Below are 21,832 nucleotides of genomic sequence, written 5' to 3' on the forward strand. Positions count from 1 at the left end.
AAAGAGGTGATGAACAATGGTTGTTCATCACCTCTTCTAGATCATGCGTTGCATAGATGCTCAAAGAGACAAATATCCCGTTAAATAGGTCATTTGTTTTGAGTGTGCAGATACAAAAAATCCGTACTTTAACAAGCACGGATTTTTTCACGAGCACTATGCAAGAAGATCGCAAATTGTGTACGATAACCGTTTTTGTTCTTAACCGTCTACATGTACACACTTAAATAAACCTCCATTTAGGTAAGTTTTTTAAGCTTATTCATGTAGATGAAGTATTTACTTCGTTAGTTAAGAACAGAAACCCTCACAAAACACATCTCCTAAACTGTAATTACTTTAAAAATACCAGAGTTGGAATATAATGTCAAGGACTAAATGACACGTTACAGCCCATTTCGAATATCTGTGACACTTTTCCCACCTCGAAACGCATGGCCAACCTTTATGGTCAAAATCGTATCAAAGCCTGATTTTTTGTAAACCTTCTCTACTCTTTCACTAATAGGAAGCACCCATAAACGCTCAACTTGTTTCTTTAGCATGTCTTCTTGAATATGGTGAATAAGCTGGCCAATTAGTCCTTTCCCTCTGTAATCTTCTAATGTGGCTACACTTTCTATTCTTGCATCTTGTTCAAATAAAAATACGCACGCAGTGGAACAAGGAATTCCATTATATTTTAGTATATAATGAACATAGCAATCTTGGGAAAACTCTTCCTTAAAGGCTTGTTCACGAATGGCCCCGCCAAGTTCATGGATTTGACACTCGATATCAATGGCATCCTGCATATTTTCAGCCGTTACCTTCTCAAATGTCACAAGTGGATTTGGCTCTATATCAATTTTTCGTGTCCACATTTGAATGGGGCTTTCAAATTCTTCAAAACCAAACCCTTTTTTCTTAAGCTTGTCAACAAATTTCTCTTGTCCTTCGTAGTTTGAAAGATAGAATCGTGGGATGATGTTTTTTCTCTCATAAAATGCAATTACTTCATTGATGATCTCGTCGAAATCATCTCCGTAAGTGGAAATATAGGCATGATTTGCATCATAATAATTTGGTTGATTTTCATTATAAAATAGTATCCCCCAACTTCTTTCTGCCTTCTTAGCAAAGGATGACACGTACGCAATATCTAGAGCTTCAATATATTTTTCAACCATATTCGTTTCCTCGCGTTCATTTTAATTTTTCGATTATCCCACCCTCATCATAGGGATTGGAATCGACGAAAAAGACCTTCCCCACATTTTTGAAAGATTTTACCGAGTTGATCGTGCAGGAACACGACAAAACGGGGGACATGGGCTGGGTTATCTATTGCCAAATGGATCGCAGATCTTCACGATGGACAAATCAATGTGGAAAGCAAACTGTATATGACTAGTACCTTTACTGTAAAACTACCTCTCAAAAGATAACTTGCAGGCAATTGCTCTACAAGTTTTTTTGTATCAAAGCTAAATTCAAAAATTTTTTTCGGTTTTTTCATTTTATTTTTGATTCTAAGAATTTATTTTCGATTCTACTTTTTTCGACCTAATCCGCCCCATCCTCACTACCTTCATATTTCAAAATAATTTCTCTTTCTTTCTATTTTCACCGTCTTTTCACCAAACCTATTAAATTAATAGCCATAGATATTCTATTGATGTTGAAGAGGATTTTAGAAGCTTATAGTAAAAAAGAGAAATAACCAAAAAGTGCCTTTCAATCGGAAGGCACTTTTCTACTATTCCTGCACAACAACATCATACCCTTGATCTTCTATTGCATCCTTTATCGCATCTTTTGATACTTTTGAAGAATCAAGCTCAACATCAACCGTTCCATTATCCAAATCAAACTTTACCTTTGAAACACCTTCTAATTTTCCAACACTTCCTTCCACTGCATTCACACAATGGTTACAAGACATGCCTTCAACTTTTAATGTGATTGTATCCATTCTATTTTCCTCCTATTTTTTCATTAGTCTTTGCACTGTCGTTAATAATTCATCAATAATTTCTTCATCACCTTCTTGAATTCGTTCAACAACACAAGTGCGTAGATGACCTTCAAGCAGTACTTTACTAACACCATTTAGTGCCGATTGTGTGGCAGAAATTTGCGTAATCACATCATCACAATATGTATCCTTTTCGATTAATGATTTAATACCGCGAATTTGGCCTTCAATGCGATTTAATCGAGTAATTAAGTTTTTCTTCACTTTATCAGAATGGTGACTCGTTCTATGTTCATGATGGTGACACTGTTCCTGAGAATCCTGCCCTGTACTCACTAAACACTCCCCCTTAATTCTCTCATTCTTGATATCCCACTCTTAACGGGCAGTAACACCCTACCTTAAGCTTCTGTTTTTACAAAGAGGGTAGGTGGGGATAACTGTCCGTAAAGGTCCGATTGGTTCAACTAACCATCATTCGGGGATGAAGCCCCACTGATGGAAGTTTCACTTTATTTTAATATACCCCCTGGGTCTCTTCAAAATTATCGTTCACATTTGTTTTCTGAGTATATAAAGCATGTCTTACTTACAAGTTGCTTATACATAAGGTAATACCATTATTTATAGGAGCGTGTGAATCAATGCGAACTTTACTAATCTTTTTTTCTCTTTTTAGCATACTCATTTTTTTAGTTGGCTGTGGCAGTTCTATCAACCAGCATGAACAAACAGAAGCAGCTGTGGAGGATTCGATAAAAACGGAGGCTATTTATATTGGGTTAATCGATTCTCATTCAATTGAAGTGATCATCAATCAAACACCAACAGCCATCCAAATATCTGAAGTACAATACAAAACTCTAGAGTTACTGGAAACAAATACACCTGTTACCATCACATACTACGTTCAAAAAAGCACCTCACAAAACATCTTAGAAAAAATCGAAATAACTGATTAACAATGAAAAGAGGAACAGTCTTAAACGTGAAACTGTCCCTCTTTTCCCCTAAATCTTTGTTTTCAACTGCTTGTCTAAATAAAATGTTCCTAATGGAATAAAAGCTAAAAATACTGCCCATACCGCCCAAAAGAAAGACCACCGTTTTGTAAAAAAGACAATGGCCACCATGATCACATAAGCAACAAATAGCATCCCATGCATTGCACCGACAATTGTGACCGCTAAAGGATAATCTAAAAAATACTTTAAAGGCATTGCAATTAGCAACAAAACCAAATAAGATATCCCCTCTAAATTTCCTGTAAACCGAAGTATTCCAACCGATGTATAAAACATCTTCTCACTCCATTTTTTATATCAATACTTCTATTATACAGGCTTGCTCTTTTTTGAAAACGATTAACTTTGACAATTTCATAACACTGTTACTTTGGAATAAATGATTCCTTTACTTTCCATACTAAAGAGGGAGGTGTACTTCTATGGAGTTTTTACATAAATACGGAGTTGAGCGGCAAGAGGATGGAGTCATCCTTACTCTTTATGTCTCTGATTTTGATACTGAATTTGCCAATGAACTAGGAACAAAAGTGACGTCTTCTCATCAAGAGGCAATCTGTGATTATGCTACTAGGAGATTTCCCCATTTAAAAATTAAAACTGTAAAAATAGTCTGTGGAGGAATAATGATTGGGATGTGCGCTTTTAAAGCGTTGGCACAACAAAAATCATCGGCAAATGCACCACCGCCAGAGCAAACATTCCAAACAACATTGCTTAATAAGCATGATTACTAATAGTCTCCATAAATCAAAAGGCAGAACCATTGGCCGGAATAAACGGAGTAAGAAATAAAAGGGGGGTAACTGCCCCCTTCCTTTCATGAGTACCAACTATACCTAAAAACCGAATCCTGTTCCCTAACCAGGGCCATAAGTACATGCTTCTACAATGATTAATAGGATAAATAATACAACTAATAAAGCAAAACTGCTGCCATGTTTATCACTCATTTCTATCACTTCCAAGGTCAATTACCCTAATACAGAATGTAAAAGCTTTAAGAAAGTGATATAGGCATTCTTTTCAGGTGAATTCATCGAACAGTCAACTGATTATTCATTTACCTTAAATTTGTTAATCGTTTCCTCCAATTCTATAATTGTTTTGGAAAGGGTTGATGCTAAATCTCCCAGCTCTTCAGCAGCTGCTGCTTGTTCCTCAGTTGTTGCGGTTACTTCTTGCGTTGTGGCTGAAGACACCTCTGCCACATCCACCATTTCACTTATGGCCTGCTCAACTTTTTCTTTGTTCATATTAATCTTACCGATCGAGGCTTCAATATAATCAATTTCATGAATAATGGAATTTGTTCCTTCTAAAATATTTTCAAATGCCTGCTGAGTATCATTTATGGAAGTTGATTGTTCCTTGAAAAGTGCAATGGTGGTTTTGACGAGCTCAACAGATTTTTTTGTTTGTGTTAAAATACTTGCAATAACCGTTTCAATTCTCATTGAGGAGCTCTTTGTTTGGTCAGCAAGCTTTCGGATTTCTTCAGCTACAACAGCAAAACCTCTTCCAGCAGCACCTGCTCTCGCAGCTTCAATGCTTGCATTTAGTGATAACAAATTTGTTTCTTCACTTACACTTTTAATCATTTTAACAATATCTTTGATTTGGACAATTTCTACATTTAATTGGTCCATTGTTGAATCAACCTGACTAATATTTGTCCCCATTTCTTTATTTTTTTCGGTTAGTACCTTTATTGTTTCGATAGATTGACTACTTAGCTTTTTGGTTGTCTCTGTAATGGCAGATACCTTGACCATATTACCCGCGACCTCATTGATTTCACTTGAGAGCTCTTTCATTTCACGGTTTGTTCTTTCAGAATAGTCGACTTGGCTAACAGCTCCCTTTGCCACCTCATCGATGGCGGTTGCGATTTGTTCTGATGCACTAGCTGATTCAGCGGAAATTCTCTTAAGCTCATTTGCACTATTCACTGCATAAGTCGAAACCTTCTTATTTTCTCGAATCATCAAGGTTATATTATCTATCATATGATTAAAGCTTTTCCCTAACTGACCTACTTCATTATTATATAAATCATTTGCTCTATGAGTTAGATCACCTTTTTCTGCTTCCTTCATAATTGCGACAATTTTATTAATTGGCTTAGTCATACTTCTTGCTAAAAAAATGCTGACAGCAACAGATAACAACATAAAGCCAAGAATAATCAAATAAACTAAATAAATAACGTTTTGAATTTCCTTCATTAAAAAGGATTTAGAAGTTGAAACAGCTACTTTCCAACCATTCTCTGTTTCTTTTACTGAAACAAGGTTGTCCACCGTATTCTTATGATCTTCAAACTTCATCCCTACTAATTCTGGTTTATTACTAGAAATGATCACTCCATCTTCATTATAAATCGAAATCTCTCTTGCCGAATTGTCTTGACCATTTTCATAAACCTCTTGAAATACTTCACCGTTTGCAACAAGAATAATTGTTCCAATCCGATCAAATTTTCGAAACAAATAAATATTCTCATAGTTGTTTTCGATCCCTGTTTTCCATGAAATGACACCTTTGGCGTTTTCAACTTCCTTACCATAAGGAGAGTTGTTGAAATCATCTAGAAAATAATCTTCCAGATTTTGTTCCCCATACACCGTATTCTCTCTATTGACAAAAAACATTGCTTTTGCGTTTTTATTTGAAAATGTAATATTAGAGAAAAACTCTGAGGCTGTTCGATCCTTTGTAATTTTTTCAAAGTCAGATAACCCTTCATTCGTTCGCAATGTTTCCATCAGGTCAATGTTTGAAAAAGGTACTAATGTTAAGTTATCCAGCTCTCTGAGAGCATTATTTACATTTTTGGTTACTTGAATAGTTATCTCCTGGTTCATTGTTGATACTTTATTTTCAATTGTATTTTTTGATACAAAATATACGACATTACCAATAATAATGCTTGGAATAAGAGTAAATAATAGCAAAAATAGAATAATCTTTGACTTAAGTGTCATTGCTTCTATATACCTCGGTACTTTTAACCTAAATCTTTTTCTTTTCTGAGATTCCGATTTTATTGGAACCCGTTTTTTCTGTCCTTTCAACCGTTTCGACACTGTTTCCGTCCCCCTTATAGTAAAAACAAATGAAGTCTAAACCTCCACATTTTGTCCTTACGTCGTAATCCCTTGATCATCCTCTCTGTGTATCCGTTTTCAATTATACAATATTTCCGACCAAATTCTTCATTTAATTTTAATTTTTTCAAATATTATAGTAAATTTATCACTTCTATTTTTTAATAAAAATCAAATCATTAGTTCTTTATACCTATACATTCCATTAAACTTAAGGTGGGTATTAACCTAATAATGATCTACAGTAAATAATTCTTACGCGTGCATTAATAGTATCCTAGCCGTAAATTAGTCGGACTCAAAAAAAAGACACCTTTCAAATTTGAAATGTGTCTTTTTTTTTCTTTTAACTTCTAACTTTTATTATCGAAAGCTAAAAAGATTTTCTTCGACTAAACCAATGACCAAGTAAATACAATCCAGTTAATATAAAAAATGAGTATGTAAGTTGCCAATCAATTTTCTTATATAAGTCAATCGTTTCTAATATTGGGAGACCCACATAAGCCCCAAATGCACCGTAAAAAACCGCTTTTATAAATGGATTAAATTGCGGCTTAAACTGTAACAAAAGCATAAATATTACTGGTAAAACAGATAATCTCAATGAAAAGCTTATAGTGGCTATTGGTATCACTTTTATTGGATATGCCCATTTCCCAAGACCAACTCCAATTACATCAAGAATTTCGGATATAACCATCAAAAGTAATCCTGCCGAAAATAACCGGGCAGAATCTTCCCGTTTACGAAATAATGCCCAGACAATCCAAGGAACAATAATCATTGCGAGTGCAATCCACCATTGCCATGTGAATAAAAAAGCATCCATGACTGCTTCAATCGTTAACTGTGTTGCATCACTGATTTTCTGGGTCGCTTTATCTATTTGATCTAGTCCTTCTTGATAAGTCATTGAAGCCACCTTCTTAAAGTTTAGATTATATATTAGTCTACACGTTGACTTTTGAACTATACTTTCAGTTAATCAAAAACTTTACTTAATAAGAAATGCTTAAAACGCCGAGTAGTTTTTACTCGGCGTATCTCATTTCATCTTTATGCACCACTAAAAAACTTATTTCTATCATCAAACAGCCATTGTCTTTTCTTGCTGCTCTTTTAATTCACGCTGCTTCTTTGATTTTCTAAAGTATAACAGTTCATACACAACGGGAATGACAACAAGTGTTAAAAGTGTCGCAACGCTTAATCCACCTATGACAACCACGGCTAAACTTGCAGATACTAAGTTACCCGCTTCAGCTTCTTTAAATAATAGTGGAAGCATGGCTGAAATTGTGGCAACAGCGGTCATGATGATCGGTCTCATTCGAATGGTTGCCGCTTCGACAATTGCATCACGAATCATCATGGTTTGTTCATTTTGTTTGACTCGATCTAGTAACACAATCGCATTTGTCACAACAATTCCGATTAGCATTAACGCTCCTAGTAATGCTGTAACATCAACTGTAATTCCACTGATGATAATCCCTAGTATCGCTCCAATAGCCGCAAGTGGTAGTGAAAATAAAATTGCGATCGGTGCACGAATCGTTTTAAAGGTAATGACCATGATGAGGAATACTATTCCGATTGATGCCAGCATCGTCATAAACAAATCATTAAAATCACTTGCTTGATCAGCATTTGCACCGCCAATAAATACTTCTACATCCTTTGGTACCTCAATGCCCTCTTCATCTTTACTTCCGAAAATTTCACTATTTACTTCTTCTGAAATAATCGACAGTTTCTCCGGGTCAACATTTGCTGTTACTCTTATATATTGTTTTCCATCTTTATGAAATGTACTTGTTGGTTCTTCTGTTTGTGTTAATTCAGCTACATCTGAAATGGTGGTCATCCCTGTAGCTGTCATAATTGGAACTTCTGATAGTTCCTTTTTTGTCTCTGGGGTGTACACTGGTTCTAGCATAACCATTGTTTGTTGATCATTAACCTCGATTGAGCCAAGTGGTGTTTTATTTAACATAACAGACGCTTGTTGGGCAATTTGATCAGCTTTTGCCATACTTGGATCGACTACAAATGAATAAACTGTTTTTGTTTCTTCTTGGTTGGTTGTAACTTTTTCAACTCCATCAATCTCTTTGACTTTCTTTTGAATATGTTCAGAAACAGTTACAAGCTCCTTAAGGTCATCACCGATTATATCAATTGTAATCGATGTATCTCCGCCTCCCATCATTGTCGCCTCAGTAACCTCTAACGTTGCACCGGTATATTGATCCTTTTGAGCAAGAACTTTTTCGATAAACGCAGTCATATCTGCCTCATCTTTTAATATCGCCATCATTTGAGTTTCCGTTGGGTTTCCGACAGCTCCATATTTGGCCGCATCAGCTGAGTTCCCGAGCTGAAGATACATATTTTCCAATTCTTCTTGTTCCAGGATATAGTTTTCGAGATTAACTGCCCCTTCTTTTACCTTCTCAATCGGTGTCTCGTTCGGGTATTCTAATGATACAAATACATAGTCTGCTTGAGTTTTATCCACCGATCCTTTAGGAAGAGCGATATATGTTCCAATAGAACCAGCAAAAAGAATGAGCGCTGTTAAAATGACAATCCATTTATGATTTAAAGACCATGTTAAAAATGCTGAAAAACGAGCTGATGGCTTATGCTCTTTCATTTTTGAGTTTTTTAGTAATCCAGCACTCATTACTGGAACAATCGTTAATGCTACAATCAAAGATGCTAACAATGAATACGTAATTGTTAACGCAAATGGTAATAAGAATTCTTGTAATCCCCCGTTAAGCAAACCTAGCGGCAAGAAAACAGCTACTGTTGTTAATGTAGACGAGGTAATGGCGGAACCAACTTCTTTTGTTGCATCAATGACCATGTTAACTGAAAATTTCTCTGTTTGTGCTCTTCTAAAAATATTTTCAATGACGACAATACTGTCATCAACAAGGCGGCCAACTGCTACAGCAACTCCACCGAGTGTTAAAATATTTAAAGTAACACCTGATTGGGCTAATAAAAATAGCGTAAAGCCCAAAGATAATGGTATTGATACGATCGTAATCAACGTTGATCGTAAATTGCGTAAAAACAGCATTATCACGATCGTTGCAAATAAAGCACCAAGCAATACCTCTTTGATCATACTGTGAACAGAAGATTCAACCATATCAGCAGATGCTAAAATGACGGTTGTTTCTAAATCATCGTACTTCTTGTTTATTTCTTCTGATACTTTTTCTGCTTCTTTACTAATAGTGACTGCATTTGACTGGCTGTCTTTTGTGATAACAAAGGTTAGTGCATCAGCACCATTTACTTTTGTTAAATTCCCTTCCTGCTTTTCAATTGAGATTGTTGCAACATCATTCAGTGACACGTTTGGAGCAATTTCGGTATTTTCAAGATTTTCCATCGTTTTTATGTTTCCAACAACTTTTATATTTGCTGCCTTGCCATCGACTGTATTTTCAGAAATAGCCGCAGCGGTGTTCTGACCTTGAAGCATGGTCATTATTTGTTCCATTGATACATTTTTTTCTGCCATCTTCTTTTCATTTAATGTGACAGAAACAAATGAAGGAATAATACCGTTCGTTTGGATATCTGCTACACCTTTAATCTCTTTAAACTGGGGAACAATTTCATCTTGCGCATATTGAACGGTTTCAGGATTGATTCCTTTATTAAACGTCAAAGCGATATAGGAAACCGGAATCATCGAAGTGTTTAACTGAACAATATTCGGCTTCATGACATTTTGCGGAAGTGTTACATTTGAGAGCGCCTCTTCAATCTCTCGTTTTGCTTCTTTTTTATCAACACTAGATTTTAAGTGAATATCAACAGACGAATATCCATCACCTGTGGTTGAAAACACATTCAGCTTTCCATTCACACTTTCAACAGCCTCTTCAATAGGCGTTGTCACCTGGTCCTCCATTGTATTCGCATCAACACCATTCCCCATTGTCACAACAGAAATAAACGGCTGATCTGCTGAAGGCAAAAATTCCATTGGAAGTCGGAAATAACTAAGTACCCCCATTACAAGAATTAGCGCAGACATTAAGAAAATGGCTGCTTTGTTTTTAAATGACCATTTTGTAAACCATGACATTTGATATGTCTCCTTTCAAATCTAATCATTTTTTGTTTTTGATGATTGAAACTGAAAAACTCCTTTCCTTATTAGGTCAAATGATTCACTATTAGTTCATGACTACAGACCTTATTCTAATTACAAAATGTGGAAACGATAATTGTCTTAAGGTGTAAAATCATCTAAGGCTTGAGATGTATATTAAATTTGAGTGGCAGCTGGTCGACCCGGGAAGTGGTTGCGTCAATATTAAAGGGGGTTGCATCTTTTCTTAGGAGCATTGCGTCATTATTAGGGGCTGTTGCGCCGTTTTATAGGGAACATGCGTCAAAATTGTGGACTATTGCGCCGTTTTGTAGGGAGCATACGTCAAAATTGTGGACTATTGCGCCGTTTTACTGGTTCGTTGCGTCAACCTAGGAAAAGTAGATCTTTCAGCAAATAAAAAAGACAGACTCGCTGTCTGCCTTTGTCATCATATTCAACGCTTTCTAGGAATGCTAAATCCATTATTAAGGGATGTAAATCCAATTTTAGGGTAATACTCCATTGCTTCCTGTGATGCAAGTAATAGGAGAGATACTTCCTCACCAATTTCATCTTGAAGGAGTTGAACAAGCTCTTTTCCGATACCTTGTTTTTGGTGTTCTTTATCGATGGCCAGGTCTGATAAATAGCAGCAATAGTTAAAGTCAGTAATTGCACGGGCAATACCGACGACTTTATCTTCATATCTAGCCGTAATGATGATATCAGCGTTGTCAATCATACGCTGTAATCTTGGTAAGTCATCTACAGGTCTTCTGATTCCTGATGCTTTAAAGACATGAGATAATTCTGACGCATTGATTTGATCATGGACTTTGTATGTATATTCCATTTTACCCTCTCTCCTCTTCCTATTTTTTCTAGTATATAGGAAAAAGACCCCCTTCTTCAATCTAAAGAAAGAGGTCTTTATTAAAACTTATTTATTTTCTAACACTTTAATAAACTCTCTCATATAATCAGGTAAATCTGGTGGACGTCGGCTTGAAACTAGATGACCATCAACCACCACAGCCTCATCAAGCCAAGTTGCACCTGCATTTTCCATATCATCACGAATTCCAGGTGTACTTGTTACTGTTTTTCCCTGTAAAATTTTCGCTGAGATTAACACCCAGCCTGCATGGCAAATTTGTCCGATTGGCTTTTTCTGTTCTTCCATATGCTGTGTTATGTCAATCACTTCTTTAAAGCGACGAAGCTTGTCCGGAGCCCAGCCACCCGGAACTAACAATGCATCATAGTCATTAGGATCGATTTCTTTAAAGTCAAAATCTGATGTCGCCGGCACACCATATTTCCCTTTGTAGGTAAAATTTGCTTCTTCACCTGCAAGGTGAACAGTAGCTCCTTCTTCACGTAATCGATGAATCGGGTACCACAGCTCTAAGTCTTCAAAGTCTTCATGGACAAAACTTAAGATCTTCTTACCAGATAATCTCATCTCTTTCCCTCCTCATCTTTGACAATAACGTAATTTCACGGTGCAGACAACTATGATCCCATATCGGCTAATAGATTTGCTGTATGTTGATCTGTAATCAATACATTAGCATACTTGCCTTTAAGTGCTCCATAAATAGCCTCTATTTTCTTAGGCCCGCCAGCAACCAAAATTGATTTTTCCTTTTTGGCAAGTTCATGAAGCTCAATACCGATTGTGCGATTATTTAGGCTTTCTACACAAATTTCACCATTTTTATCGAAGAAACGCGAGCAAATTTCTCCTGCTGCTTTAGACTGGATAAGATGCTGATCTTCCTTTGATAAATATTCTGCTTGTAAAAGAACAGAGTCTACAACCGGCGTACCGACACTAAAGATCGCAATATTCGCTTTTTTTCCTAAATCAAGGATTTTATGAATATGTCGATCCGCTTCAATCGCTTGTTTTACAACGATGTGATCAACAATGGCTGGTAGCGGTAACAAAAAGGTTTGGGTATGGAATGCCTCACCAAATAAATGAATGATCTCAGAAGCATAGGTTTTTGTTTCTGAATGACTTACCCCGCCATTTAGTTGAACGATGGTTGTATGACTTAATGGTCTTTGCTTAAGCTTCATCGCTACCTCATAAATGGTCGTTCCCCATGAGGTAGCAATAACATCATGATCTTTTACCACTTTATGAAGGTAATTAGCAGCTACTTCACCTAGCTGTTGTTTGATATAACGATTGTCATACTCTGATAGGGAGACAACGACAACTTCCTTTAAACCAAATTTTTCTTTAAGACGCTCCGTTAATAATTCATCAGCTTCCATTGGATTATTGATCTTAATCTCGACAATTCCTGAATCCTTTGCTTGTTTAAGTAATCTGGAAACAGTTGGTCTTGAAACATCCAATTTTTTCGCAATTTCCTGCTGACTATAATCTAATTGATAATAAAGTCTTGCAGCTTCAATAATTTTATTGAGTTTATCCTTTTCCATTTACAGCACCTAATTATCGTTTTTATAGGCTATTTCTTCAAACTTTGTTGCATTGTAATAAGTGTTAAGGAAGGTTAATTGAAGCTCCAGGATGCTCATCTTAAGTGGGGCGGGCGGTGAGCCTCCTCAGCGAATAGCGCCTGCGGGGTCTTACCTGTCCCGCTACTCACACAGAAGTCTTGCACCTTCCTCTACAATTAACCAAATCAGTTCTTCCTAACAGAACTTATGAAAAACAACAATCTTCTAGAAAAGAGCCTTTTTATATGACAAACGAGAGGCTGACAGTATACGTTCGTCAGCCTCTGTTGTTTGCATATATTATTCTGCGATTAATTTTTTTACACGAGCAACTACATTTTCAACAGTGAAGCCATATTCAGCTAGGATACGATTTGCTGGAGCAGATGCACCAAATGTATTGATAGCTAAAATATCACCTTCATCTCCTGTGTAACGATCCCATCCTAGTGGAGATGCCATTTCAATTGCAAGACGTTTTTTCACTTCTTTTGGAAGAACAGAACGCTTGTATTCAACAGATTGTTTTTCGAAGCGATCCCATGCAGGCATACTTACAACAGCAGCCTCAATCCCTTCTTTAGCTAAAGCTTGTTGTGCTTCTACTGCTAATCCTACCTCAGAACCTGATGCTAGTAAAAGAACGTCTGCTGTTTCTTTTCCTGCTGGTGAAACAACATATGCACCTTTTTGAACACCTTCATAAGCAGTATCTTTTGTTCCTTTAATTGTTGGTAGGTTTTGACGAGTTAATACTAAAGCAGTTGGAGTTGATTTTGATTCAATTGCTGTTTTCCATGCTGCTGCTGTTTCATTACCATCTGCCGGACGAACAACTGATAGATTTGGCATTGCACGTAATGATGCAAGCTGTTCTACTGGCTCATGTGTTGGGCCATCTTCCCCAACAGCAATACTGTCATGTGTAAATACATATGTTACTGGTAAATTCATAAGTGCTGCTAGTCGAATAGCTGGACGCAGGTAGTCAGAGAATACGAAGAATGTACCGCCAAAAACATGTAATCCACCGTGAAGCGCCATACCATTCAATGCTGCACCCATTGCAAATTCACGAACACCAAACCAGATATTACGGCCGCTGTAATCTTCACTAGTAAAGTCACCGCTACCGCTAATTGTCGTTTTGTTAGACCCAGCTAAATCTGCTGAACCGCCAAAGAAAGATGGTAGGTTTTTCGCGATTCCATTTAATACTTCTCCAGAAGAAGCACGTGATGCAAGGCTTGTTCCTTCTTCGTATACTGGAATATCTTTATCCCAACCTTCTGGAAGCTCACCACTGATAGCATCTTTGAATTGTTTTGCAAGCTCTGGATACTCTTTTTCATATCCTGCTACTAATTCGTTCCATTCATTTTCTTTTGCACTTCCAGCTTCTTTCACTGTTTTGTTAAAGTGATCATATACTTCAGCTGGAACGTGGAAATCCTCTTCAAATGTCCAATCATAAGCAGCTTTTGTTAATTTGATTTCATCTGCACCTAGTGGAGAACCATGTGAAGCAGATTTACCAGATTTGTTTGGAGAACCATATCCAATAGTTGTTTTTACTTCAATTAATGTAGGACGGTCTAAATCCTGCTTCGCTTGTTCAATAGCATTTGAAATTTCGTTCAAATCATTTCCGTCCTCTACACGGATGACTTGCCAGCCTTGTGCAGTAAAACGTTGTTCAACGTTTTCTGAGAATGAACGATCAAGATCACCATCTAGTGAAATATCGTTTGAATCATAAAGAACGACTAAACGTCCAAGTTTTAAATGTGCCGCTAATGAAGCTGCTTCTGAAGAAATACCTTCCATTAAATCTCCATCACCGCAGATTGCATATGTGAAATGATCAACAACATTGAAAGAAGGCTTGTTATAAGTTTCAGCCAAATGACGCTCAGCCATTGCCATCCCAACAGCCATTGCAATACCTTGTCCAAGTGGACCAGTCGTTGCATCTACCCCTGGTGTATGACCGTATTCTGGATGTCCAGGAGTTTTGCTGCCCCATTGTCTAAATGATTTTAAATCATCCATTGATACATCATAACCTGTTAGGTGAAGAAGGCTGTATAAAAGCATAGAACCATGTCCTGCTGATAAAACAAAGCGATCTCTGTTAAACCATTCCGGGTTCGAAGGATTTACATTCATAAATTTTGTCCAAAGCGTATAAGCCATAGGTGCTGCACCCATCGGCATACCCGGGTGACCTGAATTTGCTTTTTCAATTGCATCAATTGATAATGTACGGATCGTTTCAATTGATAATTTTTCTACTTTAGTTAATTCGCTCATTTTATTCCCTCCGAATTTGATATTTCTTGTAAAGCCACTTTTTTATTTTTTATGATCAATTGACCTGATGGTTGGTCTGCTGCAGACCATTCAACAATTGCTCTTTTCAATTGATTTGCAAGAAGTCGGTCTAATGCAGTCGGATAGGTTCCGCTACATTGTGATTCATCGATAACAACAACCTTCCAATCAAGATCAAATTCTCTAAAATGTTCTTCCAATGCAACAGGATCAACTGCTTGATCCATCATGAAAAAGGTGTACCCCTCATTGTTTAATTCCTTTTGTTTAATATGTTGTTTTAAGCGAGTAATACTAGAGGAATCAACTTGTTCAACTACTTCAGCTTCAACTGCCAGTGCGGTATCATGTAATAATGATGATGATTGCTTCCCAGGAATTTGAACGTTAAAAACGCGTACCTTTCCGTATGATAAGGAACTAGCTGTATCTCTCACTCTTTCAATATTTTCTACAATTGAATTTAGTGCTGTATCATAGCCTAATGTGAGCTCTGAATCCTTAATATTATTGAAGATACTAATTGGTACCTGCAAAAACTTGCCTGAGAAATCGTTCACATTAACTTTTGTATCCCCTAATAAAATAACCTGATCAAGCTCTATTAATTCACTAGCAAGTACGGATAAATGATCGTTCCATATGGTAATAGGAAAAGCATTGAATAAATAAGAATCCGCACCAAATGAATGATATGTATTCCTATTAAGTTCTTTTCGATATAACTGCTTAGTTGTATCGTTCCATTCAATTCCCATGACCGTATGACCTTGAACGGAAAGTTCTTCTACAAGGGTACGAACGATCTGTGCTGTACCTGCTGAAGCACAACCAAAATGAACTACACCTATTTTCATTATCGTAACCCCTTTATACGAAATTTCGTTCATTACTCAATGAACATTTGTTACGGATTTTAGTATAACATGAAGTACTAAGAAAGATAAATAGGCAAAAACCGAAATTATTTGAAATTTTACATTACGGCTGTTTTCGCAATCCTTGTTACTATAAAATTAGTGCTGATAAAGGTTGATTTCTGCTACAGGATGCTCATCTTAAGCTGGACGTGCGTTGAGCCTTCCCGGTGCCAGCGCCTTGAGCAGCTTAGGGCAAATAAGATGCAAATGAACAGATGACGTTTGTCTTCTATTCATTTACGGCAAAGCGCTGGCAGTCTAAAACCGCAACATCCTATTGCAACAACGATTGCACTTGCATGTCCTGTGCTTCAAAGCTGGATGTCGCAGCTTATCCACAGTACATGAATTTATAATTTCCTAGACGAACACAAAAATACCGACCCCAGTTTAAAATCCAGGTCGGTTATTCTTTATTTTCAGGTAATCGAATAACAAAAGAGGTTTGATGATCATCTGATTCACAAAAAATCGTACCACTATGTTTTTCAATGATCGTTTTACAAACGAATAATCCTATTCCAGTACCAGAACTTTTGGTTGTATAAAATGGTTCAAAGATTGTTCCCTTTGCTTCTTCAGGAATCTTTGGACCATTATTTGTTATAGTAAAGGAAATGGCATGTTGATGTTTATGACAAGTGATCCATAAATTACGTTCAATTGAATTCTCTTGCTTCAATGCATCAATAGAATTTAATATAATATTAACTAATACTTGCTTTATTTCATCCTTTACGGCTGTGATTTTACAGTCAGGGTCAATAGTCGTTGATACATTCACATCACCGTCTACAATACTTGGATATAGAAATGAAATTATATCACCAAATAGGCTTTCTAAGTGGATTTCTTCCTTAAGCTTTTCTGAAGTGTCAAGCTTTGACGCATGCAAAAACTGAGTTATCCTAAACTTCAGCTGATCTAACTCGTTCTCGATCGTATCCATATATTTTAGATTAGGATGTTCACTTTTCAACAACTTCATAAATCCCATTACAGATGTTAATGGATTTCTAAATTCATGTACAAAGCTTGAGGCCATCTGGCCAAGTAGTGATAACCGATCCTTGTGTGATTGGTTGACAAAAAGCATCTTTTCTTTTATCTCACTATCTTTTAACTCTGTATATCGTGTAACAGCAAAAAAACAATATCTGTCAAATAGATCATTAATTCTATCGATGATTGGTTGAAGGTCGTGGATAGAAACACCTGATTTTCCTACATATTTAATAAGTGTACTTCGCCCAATATTCATATTGTAAACAAATTCTCCAATATTACTTTTGCTTAACACTCGTTCTTTTGCTACATTACTAGCAAGATCTTTCAATTCTTGATCACTTATTGTCTGCAGCAATGATTTCTTGACCAATAGATACATGTGATATCCATTTTGCCCTACACGATCCTTGAAGATATCGTCATGTTGTATAATGACTTTTTCTAGCCACAAAGCTAAAAAATCATCCTGTGTTTCTTCCAAAAACTTGATTACCTTATCCTCAACAGAACACATTGTCCTAGATACCGAGTTCACTACTTTTCACCACTTTCATTGTGTGAATACCTTTAATGACAATTAGACAAAAACCGATAAAAATCCTTCTTTTTTATCACTTTATTCACATTTCTATAAAATATGTTACATTTTGAATAATTCTCATAATAATTTTTACAAACTTCTAACAATTCATACATTATATGTAAAAGAGATTCTACAAAAAGAATAGTCTTTAAAACTAAAAAAAGCCATGACTAATCATAGAATGAAGGTAGTCATGGCTCTATCCTTATTTTGTTTCACGGTGTAATGTATATCTTTTTAATCTTGGGCAATATTTTTTTAATTCAATACGATCTGGATTGTTCCGTTTATTTTTTGTTGTAATATAATTGCGATCACCTGTTTCAGTGCATGCTAGTGTAATTTTCACTCTCATTCTTTTTCCTCCCAATAATTAATTTTCTGCCGTAAAGGCAGGAAGTGGATCAGTGAACTGATTCCAGTCTTGTTGCATTTCCTCATCTGTAAGTAGACATTGATTAAGGGTAGCCTCGATTTCATCCCGGTTCATACCGACACCAATCATTACGATTTCTGTCATACGATCACCGTATAGATCGTCCCACTTTTCAAGTAACTCCGGTTCTTCTTTCAAAATTTGTGCTTGTTCTTCTTTTGGATATGTCGCAATCCATTCGCCCGCACCTTGAATCGTGATGGATGGACCAGCTTGTGAAAGAAGTCCTGTTATTTTGTTTCTGGAAGCAAGCCAGAAAAATCCTTTTGCACGAACGACATCCACTGGCCAGTTTTCCAGCCAAGCCATAAATCGTTCTGGATGAAATGGCCGTTTTTGCTTGTAAACAAAAGATGAAATTCCATACTCTTCTGTCTCTGGTATATGTTCATTCATTAGTTCTTGAATCCATCCTGCAGCTTGGCTTGCTTCTTCAAAATCAAATAAATGGGTATCTAATATTTCAGCTAGTGCAACATTCGAAAAACTAGTTTCGATAATTTTAGCTCCAGGATTTAATTTGTGAATCACCGCCCTTAATTCTTTAACATCCTCACGGTCCACCAAATCTGTTTTATTTAATATTAGGATGTTGGCAAATTCAATTTGATCAATGAGCAGATCCACGACTTCTCTCTTGTCAGATTCATTTGTTGCTTCCTTGCGGTCAAGCAAAGTTTCACCAGATGCGAAATCATGCCAAAACCGGTTTGCATCAACAACCGTAATCATTGCATCAAGAAAACAAATATCTGCTAAATTAATACCGAGCTCTTCATCGATATAGGAAAATGTTTGGGCCACTGGAATCGGTTCAGAAATTCCTGTCGATTCAATAACCAGATAATCAATATCTCCTTGCTCAACAAGCTTTTTCACTTCAATGATGAGATCCTCTCGTAATGTACAACAAATACATCCATTTTGTAGTTCAACAAGTTTTTCCTCCGTTCTAGAGAAGCCCCCCTGTTTAATAAGGGATGCATCAATATTAACCTCACTCATATCATTGACGATGACTGCAATACGCCTTTCTTCTCTGTTTGTTAAAATATGATTTAATAATGTTGTTTTCCCTGCTCCTAAATATCCACTTAACACAGTAACAGGAACTTTACGATTGGTCATTCCTAGTTCATCTCCTATAAATCGTCATTATTACGATTTTCATTTGATACTACTAACTATTCTTTCTGCTGCATGCCTAGCCCCGGAAATATTTCGAGCTACAGGTCCTATTTCCAGTTCTGCTAATGGACCTGAAACATACAAATGAGGACACCATTCTAAAGATGAATTAACAATTGGGTAGCCACATTCAGCACATTGCAAGTTTTCAACCTGTACCAATTGATCAATGAGCTTTCCTCCAGGTACATCAGGTTGAAATCCTGTTGCCAGCACAATTGTCTTGGCCTTTAGCGATGTGCCTTCTTCTTTTAAAGTCAGTTCATAACCTTCTCCGGCTTCAGTAGCACTCTGGATCTCACTAATGGAAATCGTAATTTGTCCATTATTCTCCAATTTCTTCAACTTCCTGTATAGTTCTCCTGGTATTGATCCTTTATTTCTCGCACTTTTTATGATTTGTCTTCGTTCCTGAAGGTTTGATGTCCTTTGAAAACCGGCTAAATACTTTGGTCCTAACCATCCGGGGTCACTATCAAAATCTTTTATGCGTAAATTATGCCTTGTTAAAAGTGTTACTCTGCCTGGAAATACCTCTGCGAGTTTTATCGTAATATGAGCAGCAGTCATTCCCCCTCCAACTACAATAAACGGCGGATCACTCAGTTTATTTTGTTCTAATTTTGGATTAGAAATATGAAGAATCTTTGAAGGATGACGTTCAAGTAATGGGAGAGCCCAATCAGGATATAAAAACTGCCCATTAATACTAATTGTTAATACTACATTCTTTCCTTCAATAATTGATTGATCCTCTAATTCAACATGCCATCGATCCTTCAATCTCTTACTCTTCCTTACAACACCTCTATGCCAAGCTCTTTCAATTTGAATATCCGATAAGACATACTCACAATGTTCATTAAATAATTCTAGTGATGGCCTTTTATAAGGGCCAAAAAAGCTAGTTTGATGAAAGTTCTTCTTAGCATATCTTTGTAGACTATAAGGATCGACATCAATATGATGAACAGATGGAGAACGAAGATGCTTCATTCCAATTAATCTTGTTCTTTTTTTCCACTCAAATAATGGCTCATCATGTAAATCTATGATCTTCATCTTATTAATTGAGGTTATTTTATGTTTAAGTAAATATGTAGCAATTGTACAACCGTGAATGCCGCCTCCAATAATAATCCAATCGTACACACTGATCTCCTTTTTTAAAACGTAATAATTACGATTTATATTTTAGAACATGATTATGAAAATTGCAAGCTCTTTTACATTCTTATACCCAACTTGATTAAATTACTATTAATAAACTATAGGAGTAACTTGGCTTGTTGCCAAACCGGAAGCTTTTTATCGATAAAATATTTCAAGCACAAAAAAATGCTGACAACAATGTGCCAGCATTTTTTGACATATTACATATTTACGCGTACAACACGTCCATTAAATTTTTGTGCCCAGTAGCCGCTAGACATATCAGCAATAGCAACTCCAGTTGAACTTTGTGATCCTATAAATTTGCCACCGCCTACATAGATACCAACATGTCCATCTGTTTTGTAAGTGTTAAAAAATACTAAGTCACCAGGCTGCATATTGCTTGTTGAAACCTGTTTACCGGCATATTTAAGCGAGTCAGTGCTTGCACCAACGCTCACTCCGATAGTAGAAAATGCCCAGTGAACAAATCCAGAACAATCAAAACGGCCGTTTGCTATATCATAAGAATTTCTTCCGCCACCAAATACATAGACGGAGTTCCCGATATACTTATAACCTGCACGAATTAAATCATTTACCGTTCCATTCGGATTTACAGGTGTTGACTCAACAGTTGAAGAAGACGTACTTTTTGCTAATTCAACAGATCCCGATGTTGAATTATTAGTAGAACCTTGAGTACTTGATGAGCTTTGATTATTTGTTGAGCTTTGTGCAGCAGCAGCTGCAGCTTCTTGAGCAGCTATATTTGCCTCTTTTTGCTTAAGGCTATTAATTGCCGCTAATTTCGCTGTTTCTTCATTTTTTAATTGTTCTCTTAATTGATCATTTTCACTTTTTTGTGAAAGAATATGCTCTTGCATTCCTTCTAATTCAGATTTCATCGCTTCTAAATCTGAAAGCGCTTCAACTTTTGAAACCTTCTTTTCATTTAATTTCTGCTCGTCCGCTTCTTGTTGCTGTATCATTGCACGGTCAGCTTCTACAATCTTTCCAACTGCCATTGCACGATTGACGAAATCGCTGAAGCTGGTAGATCCAAGTAATACATCCATATATTCTACATTACCGCCACTATGTTGGTAAGAAATAGCACGTTGTTTTAAAATTTCAGTTCTTTCTTTAATAGCTTGTTCTAGTTCAGCTATTTCACTGTTCATTGCTTCAATATCACTTTGAGTTGTTTTTATTTTTGATTCAGTTTCTTCTATTTTTTTTGTATTATCATTTATTGCTGCTTCAACATTTTCACTTTGCTTTTTTAATTCTTCCAACTCTTGTTGAATTTTCTCAACATCTTGAGTAGCGTCTTTAATATTTTCCTGAATTTCTGTACGCTCTGTGTTTTCAGCGTTAGCCGAAGGAATAGCAAATGAACTTCCTAATCCTATCATGACTGCTAAATTCATGATAACTAGTTTCTTTTTCGACATTCTCTTCCCTACTTTCGTTTCTCTCGTACAATCAGTATTTTTGCCTATG

Annotated in this window: 21 protein-coding genes; 3 read left to right on the forward strand and 18 right to left on the reverse strand. The window is 36.4% G+C overall.

The genetic code is table 11. The annotated features are described in order from the left end of the window. Positions 1–386: 386 nt before the first annotated feature. Positions 387–1,169 carry a GNAT family N-acetyltransferase gene (locus tag AC4GZ8_RS20205; RefSeq protein ID WP_491083711.1) on the reverse strand — a complete coding sequence of 261 codons (783 nt, stop codon included), beginning with the start codon at positions 1,167–1,169 and terminating at the stop codon, positions 387–389. An 85-nt stretch (positions 1,170–1,254) separates the two neighbouring features. Between AC4GZ8_RS20205 and AC4GZ8_RS20210 the strand changes: the two genes are divergently transcribed. After that, positions 1,255–1,389: a hypothetical protein gene (locus AC4GZ8_RS20210; RefSeq protein ID WP_491083811.1), complete on the forward strand. Its 135-nt coding sequence runs from the start codon at positions 1,255–1,257 to the stop codon at positions 1,387–1,389. Positions 1,390–1,738: 349 nt separating this feature from the next. On the opposite strand, the gene copZ is transcribed toward AC4GZ8_RS20210, so the two are convergent. Further along, the gene (gene copZ, locus AC4GZ8_RS20215; protein WP_491083712.1) at positions 1,739–1,954 is read right to left on the reverse strand and encodes a copper chaperone CopZ; all 216 of its coding nucleotides are present in this window, start codon (positions 1,952–1,954) and stop codon (positions 1,739–1,741) included. 12 nt (positions 1,955–1,966) lie between these two features. Then, positions 1,967–2,293, reverse strand: a complete 327-nt coding sequence (locus tag AC4GZ8_RS20220; protein ID WP_491083713.1) for a metal-sensitive transcriptional regulator — start codon at positions 2,291–2,293, stop codon at positions 1,967–1,969. A gap of 308 nt (positions 2,294–2,601) precedes the next feature. On the opposite strand from AC4GZ8_RS20220, the gene AC4GZ8_RS20225 reads away from it, so the two are divergent. Continuing rightward, the gene (locus tag AC4GZ8_RS20225; RefSeq protein ID WP_491083714.1) at positions 2,602–2,919 is read left to right on the forward strand and encodes a LytA/YqiH family protein; all 318 of its coding nucleotides are present in this window, start codon (positions 2,602–2,604) and stop codon (positions 2,917–2,919) included. Between the two features lie 48 nt (positions 2,920–2,967). Here the strand turns inward: AC4GZ8_RS20225 and AC4GZ8_RS20230 are convergent, their stop codons facing one another. Then, complete coding sequence (locus tag AC4GZ8_RS20230; RefSeq protein WP_491083715.1) at positions 2,968–3,258, reverse strand: DUF3817 domain-containing protein; 291 nt, start codon at positions 3,256–3,258, stop codon at positions 2,968–2,970. 146 nt (positions 3,259–3,404) lie between these two features. Here AC4GZ8_RS20230 and AC4GZ8_RS20235 point away from each other — a divergent pair, with 146 nt between their 5' ends. Beyond that, positions 3,405–3,719 (forward strand): hypothetical protein, encoded by a 315-nt coding sequence (locus AC4GZ8_RS20235; protein ID WP_491083716.1) that lies wholly within the window; start codon positions 3,405–3,407, stop codon positions 3,717–3,719. 123 nt (positions 3,720–3,842) lie between these two features. On the opposite strand, the gene AC4GZ8_RS20240 is transcribed toward AC4GZ8_RS20235, so the two are convergent. The 14 genes from AC4GZ8_RS20240 to AC4GZ8_RS20305 form a co-directional block, all read right to left on the reverse strand. Further along, positions 3,843–3,935: a YjcZ family sporulation protein gene (locus tag AC4GZ8_RS20240; RefSeq protein WP_491083717.1), complete on the reverse strand. Its 93-nt coding sequence runs from the start codon at positions 3,933–3,935 to the stop codon at positions 3,843–3,845. 102 nt (positions 3,936–4,037) lie between these two features. Beyond that, complete coding sequence (locus AC4GZ8_RS20245; protein WP_491083718.1) at positions 4,038–6,071, reverse strand: methyl-accepting chemotaxis protein; 2,034 nt, start codon at positions 6,069–6,071, stop codon at positions 4,038–4,040. Between the two features lie 394 nt (positions 6,072–6,465). Further along, positions 6,466–7,008: a CBO0543 family protein gene (locus tag AC4GZ8_RS20250; protein WP_491083719.1), complete on the reverse strand. Its 543-nt coding sequence runs from the start codon at positions 7,006–7,008 to the stop codon at positions 6,466–6,468. A 174-nt stretch (positions 7,009–7,182) separates the two neighbouring features. After that, positions 7,183–10,212: an efflux RND transporter permease subunit gene (locus AC4GZ8_RS20255; RefSeq protein ID WP_491083720.1), complete on the reverse strand. Its 3,030-nt coding sequence runs from the start codon at positions 10,210–10,212 to the stop codon at positions 7,183–7,185. 463 nt (positions 10,213–10,675) lie between these two features. Then, positions 10,676–11,074, reverse strand: coding sequence for a GNAT family N-acetyltransferase (locus AC4GZ8_RS20260; protein ID WP_491083721.1), 399 nt, complete (start codon positions 11,072–11,074; stop codon positions 10,676–10,678). Positions 11,075–11,161: 87 nt separating this feature from the next. Further along, the gene (locus tag AC4GZ8_RS20265) at positions 11,162–11,686 is read right to left on the reverse strand and encodes a type 1 glutamine amidotransferase domain-containing protein (RefSeq protein ID WP_491083722.1); all 525 of its coding nucleotides are present in this window, start codon (positions 11,684–11,686) and stop codon (positions 11,162–11,164) included. Between the two features lie 50 nt (positions 11,687–11,736). Continuing rightward, positions 11,737–12,681, reverse strand: a complete 945-nt coding sequence (deoR, locus tag AC4GZ8_RS20270) for a DNA-binding transcriptional repressor DeoR (protein ID WP_491083723.1) — start codon at positions 12,679–12,681, stop codon at positions 11,737–11,739. Between the two features lie 321 nt (positions 12,682–13,002). Further along, positions 13,003–15,015, reverse strand: a complete 2,013-nt coding sequence (tkt, locus tag AC4GZ8_RS20275) for a transketolase (protein WP_491083724.1) — start codon at positions 15,013–15,015, stop codon at positions 13,003–13,005. Next, positions 15,012–15,893, reverse strand: coding sequence for a 6-phosphofructokinase (locus AC4GZ8_RS20280; protein ID WP_491083725.1), 882 nt, complete (start codon positions 15,891–15,893; stop codon positions 15,012–15,014). Before AC4GZ8_RS20280 ends, tkt begins: the two co-directional genes overlap by 4 nt. 469 nt (positions 15,894–16,362) lie before the next feature. Next, the gene (locus AC4GZ8_RS20285; RefSeq protein ID WP_491083726.1) at positions 16,363–17,499 is read right to left on the reverse strand and encodes a histidine kinase N-terminal domain-containing protein; all 1,137 of its coding nucleotides are present in this window, start codon (positions 17,497–17,499) and stop codon (positions 16,363–16,365) included. A gap of 253 nt (positions 17,500–17,752) precedes the next feature. After that, positions 17,753–17,902 (reverse strand): 50S ribosomal protein L33, encoded by a 150-nt coding sequence (rpmG, locus tag AC4GZ8_RS20290; protein ID WP_079504591.1) that lies wholly within the window; start codon positions 17,900–17,902, stop codon positions 17,753–17,755. A gap of 18 nt (positions 17,903–17,920) precedes the next feature. Further along, complete coding sequence (locus tag AC4GZ8_RS20295) at positions 17,921–19,111, reverse strand: GTP-binding protein (RefSeq protein ID WP_491083727.1); 1,191 nt, start codon at positions 19,109–19,111, stop codon at positions 17,921–17,923. Positions 19,112–19,150: 39 nt separating this feature from the next. Continuing rightward, positions 19,151–20,323 carry an FAD-dependent oxidoreductase gene (locus AC4GZ8_RS20300; protein WP_491083728.1) on the reverse strand — a complete coding sequence of 391 codons (1,173 nt, stop codon included), beginning with the start codon at positions 20,321–20,323 and terminating at the stop codon, positions 19,151–19,153. Positions 20,324–20,544: 221 nt separating this feature from the next. Next, positions 20,545–21,783, reverse strand: coding sequence for a coiled-coil domain-containing protein (locus AC4GZ8_RS20305; RefSeq protein WP_491083729.1), 1,239 nt, complete (start codon positions 21,781–21,783; stop codon positions 20,545–20,547). Positions 21,784–21,832: the final 49 nt, after the last annotated feature.

This window comes from Metabacillus sp. RB-C-LZQ-3-1, assembly GCF_058315175.1.

Coding starts and splice junctions, on each gene's coding strand:
- AC4GZ8_RS20205 (WP_491083711.1), bottom strand. CDS start 1,169: ATGGTTGAAAAATATATTGAAGCTCTAGATATTGCGTACGTGTCATCC.
- copZ (WP_491083712.1), bottom strand. CDS start 1,954: ATGGATACAATCACATTAAAAGTTGAAGGCATGTCTTGTAACCATTGT.
- AC4GZ8_RS20225 (WP_491083714.1), top strand. CDS start 2,602: ATGCGAACTTTACTAATCTTTTTTTCTCTTTTTAGCATACTCATTTTT.
- AC4GZ8_RS20230 (WP_491083715.1), bottom strand. CDS start 3,258: ATGTTTTATACATCGGTTGGAATACTTCGGTTTACAGGAAATTTAGAG.
- AC4GZ8_RS20235 (WP_491083716.1), top strand. CDS start 3,405: ATGGAGTTTTTACATAAATACGGAGTTGAGCGGCAAGAGGATGGAGTC.
- AC4GZ8_RS20240 (WP_491083717.1), bottom strand. CDS start 3,935: ATGAGTGATAAACATGGCAGCAGTTTTGCTTTATTAGTTGTATTATTT.
- AC4GZ8_RS20250 (WP_491083719.1), bottom strand. CDS start 7,008: ATGACTTATCAAGAAGGACTAGATCAAATAGATAAAGCGACCCAGAAA.
- AC4GZ8_RS20255 (WP_491083720.1), bottom strand. CDS start 10,212: ATGTCATGGTTTACAAAATGGTCATTTAAAAACAAAGCAGCCATTTTC.
- AC4GZ8_RS20260 (WP_491083721.1), bottom strand. CDS start 11,074: ATGGAATATACATACAAAGTCCATGATCAAATCAATGCGTCAGAATTA.
- AC4GZ8_RS20265 (WP_491083722.1), bottom strand. CDS start 11,686: ATGAGATTATCTGGTAAGAAGATCTTAAGTTTTGTCCATGAAGACTTT.
- deoR (WP_491083723.1), bottom strand. CDS start 12,681: ATGGAAAAGGATAAACTCAATAAAATTATTGAAGCTGCAAGACTTTAT.
- tkt (WP_491083724.1), bottom strand. CDS start 15,015: ATGAGCGAATTAACTAAAGTAGAAAAATTATCAATTGAAACGATCCGT.
- AC4GZ8_RS20280 (WP_491083725.1), bottom strand. CDS start 15,893: ATGAAAATAGGTGTAGTTCATTTTGGTTGTGCTTCAGCAGGTACAGCA.
- rpmG (WP_079504591.1), bottom strand. CDS start 17,902: ATGAGAGTGAAAATTACACTAGCATGCACTGAAACAGGTGATCGCAAT.
- AC4GZ8_RS20295 (WP_491083727.1), bottom strand. CDS start 19,111: ATGACCAATCGTAAAGTTCCTGTTACTGTGTTAAGTGGATATTTAGGA.
- AC4GZ8_RS20305 (WP_491083729.1), bottom strand. CDS start 21,783: ATGTCGAAAAAGAAACTAGTTATCATGAATTTAGCAGTCATGATAGGA.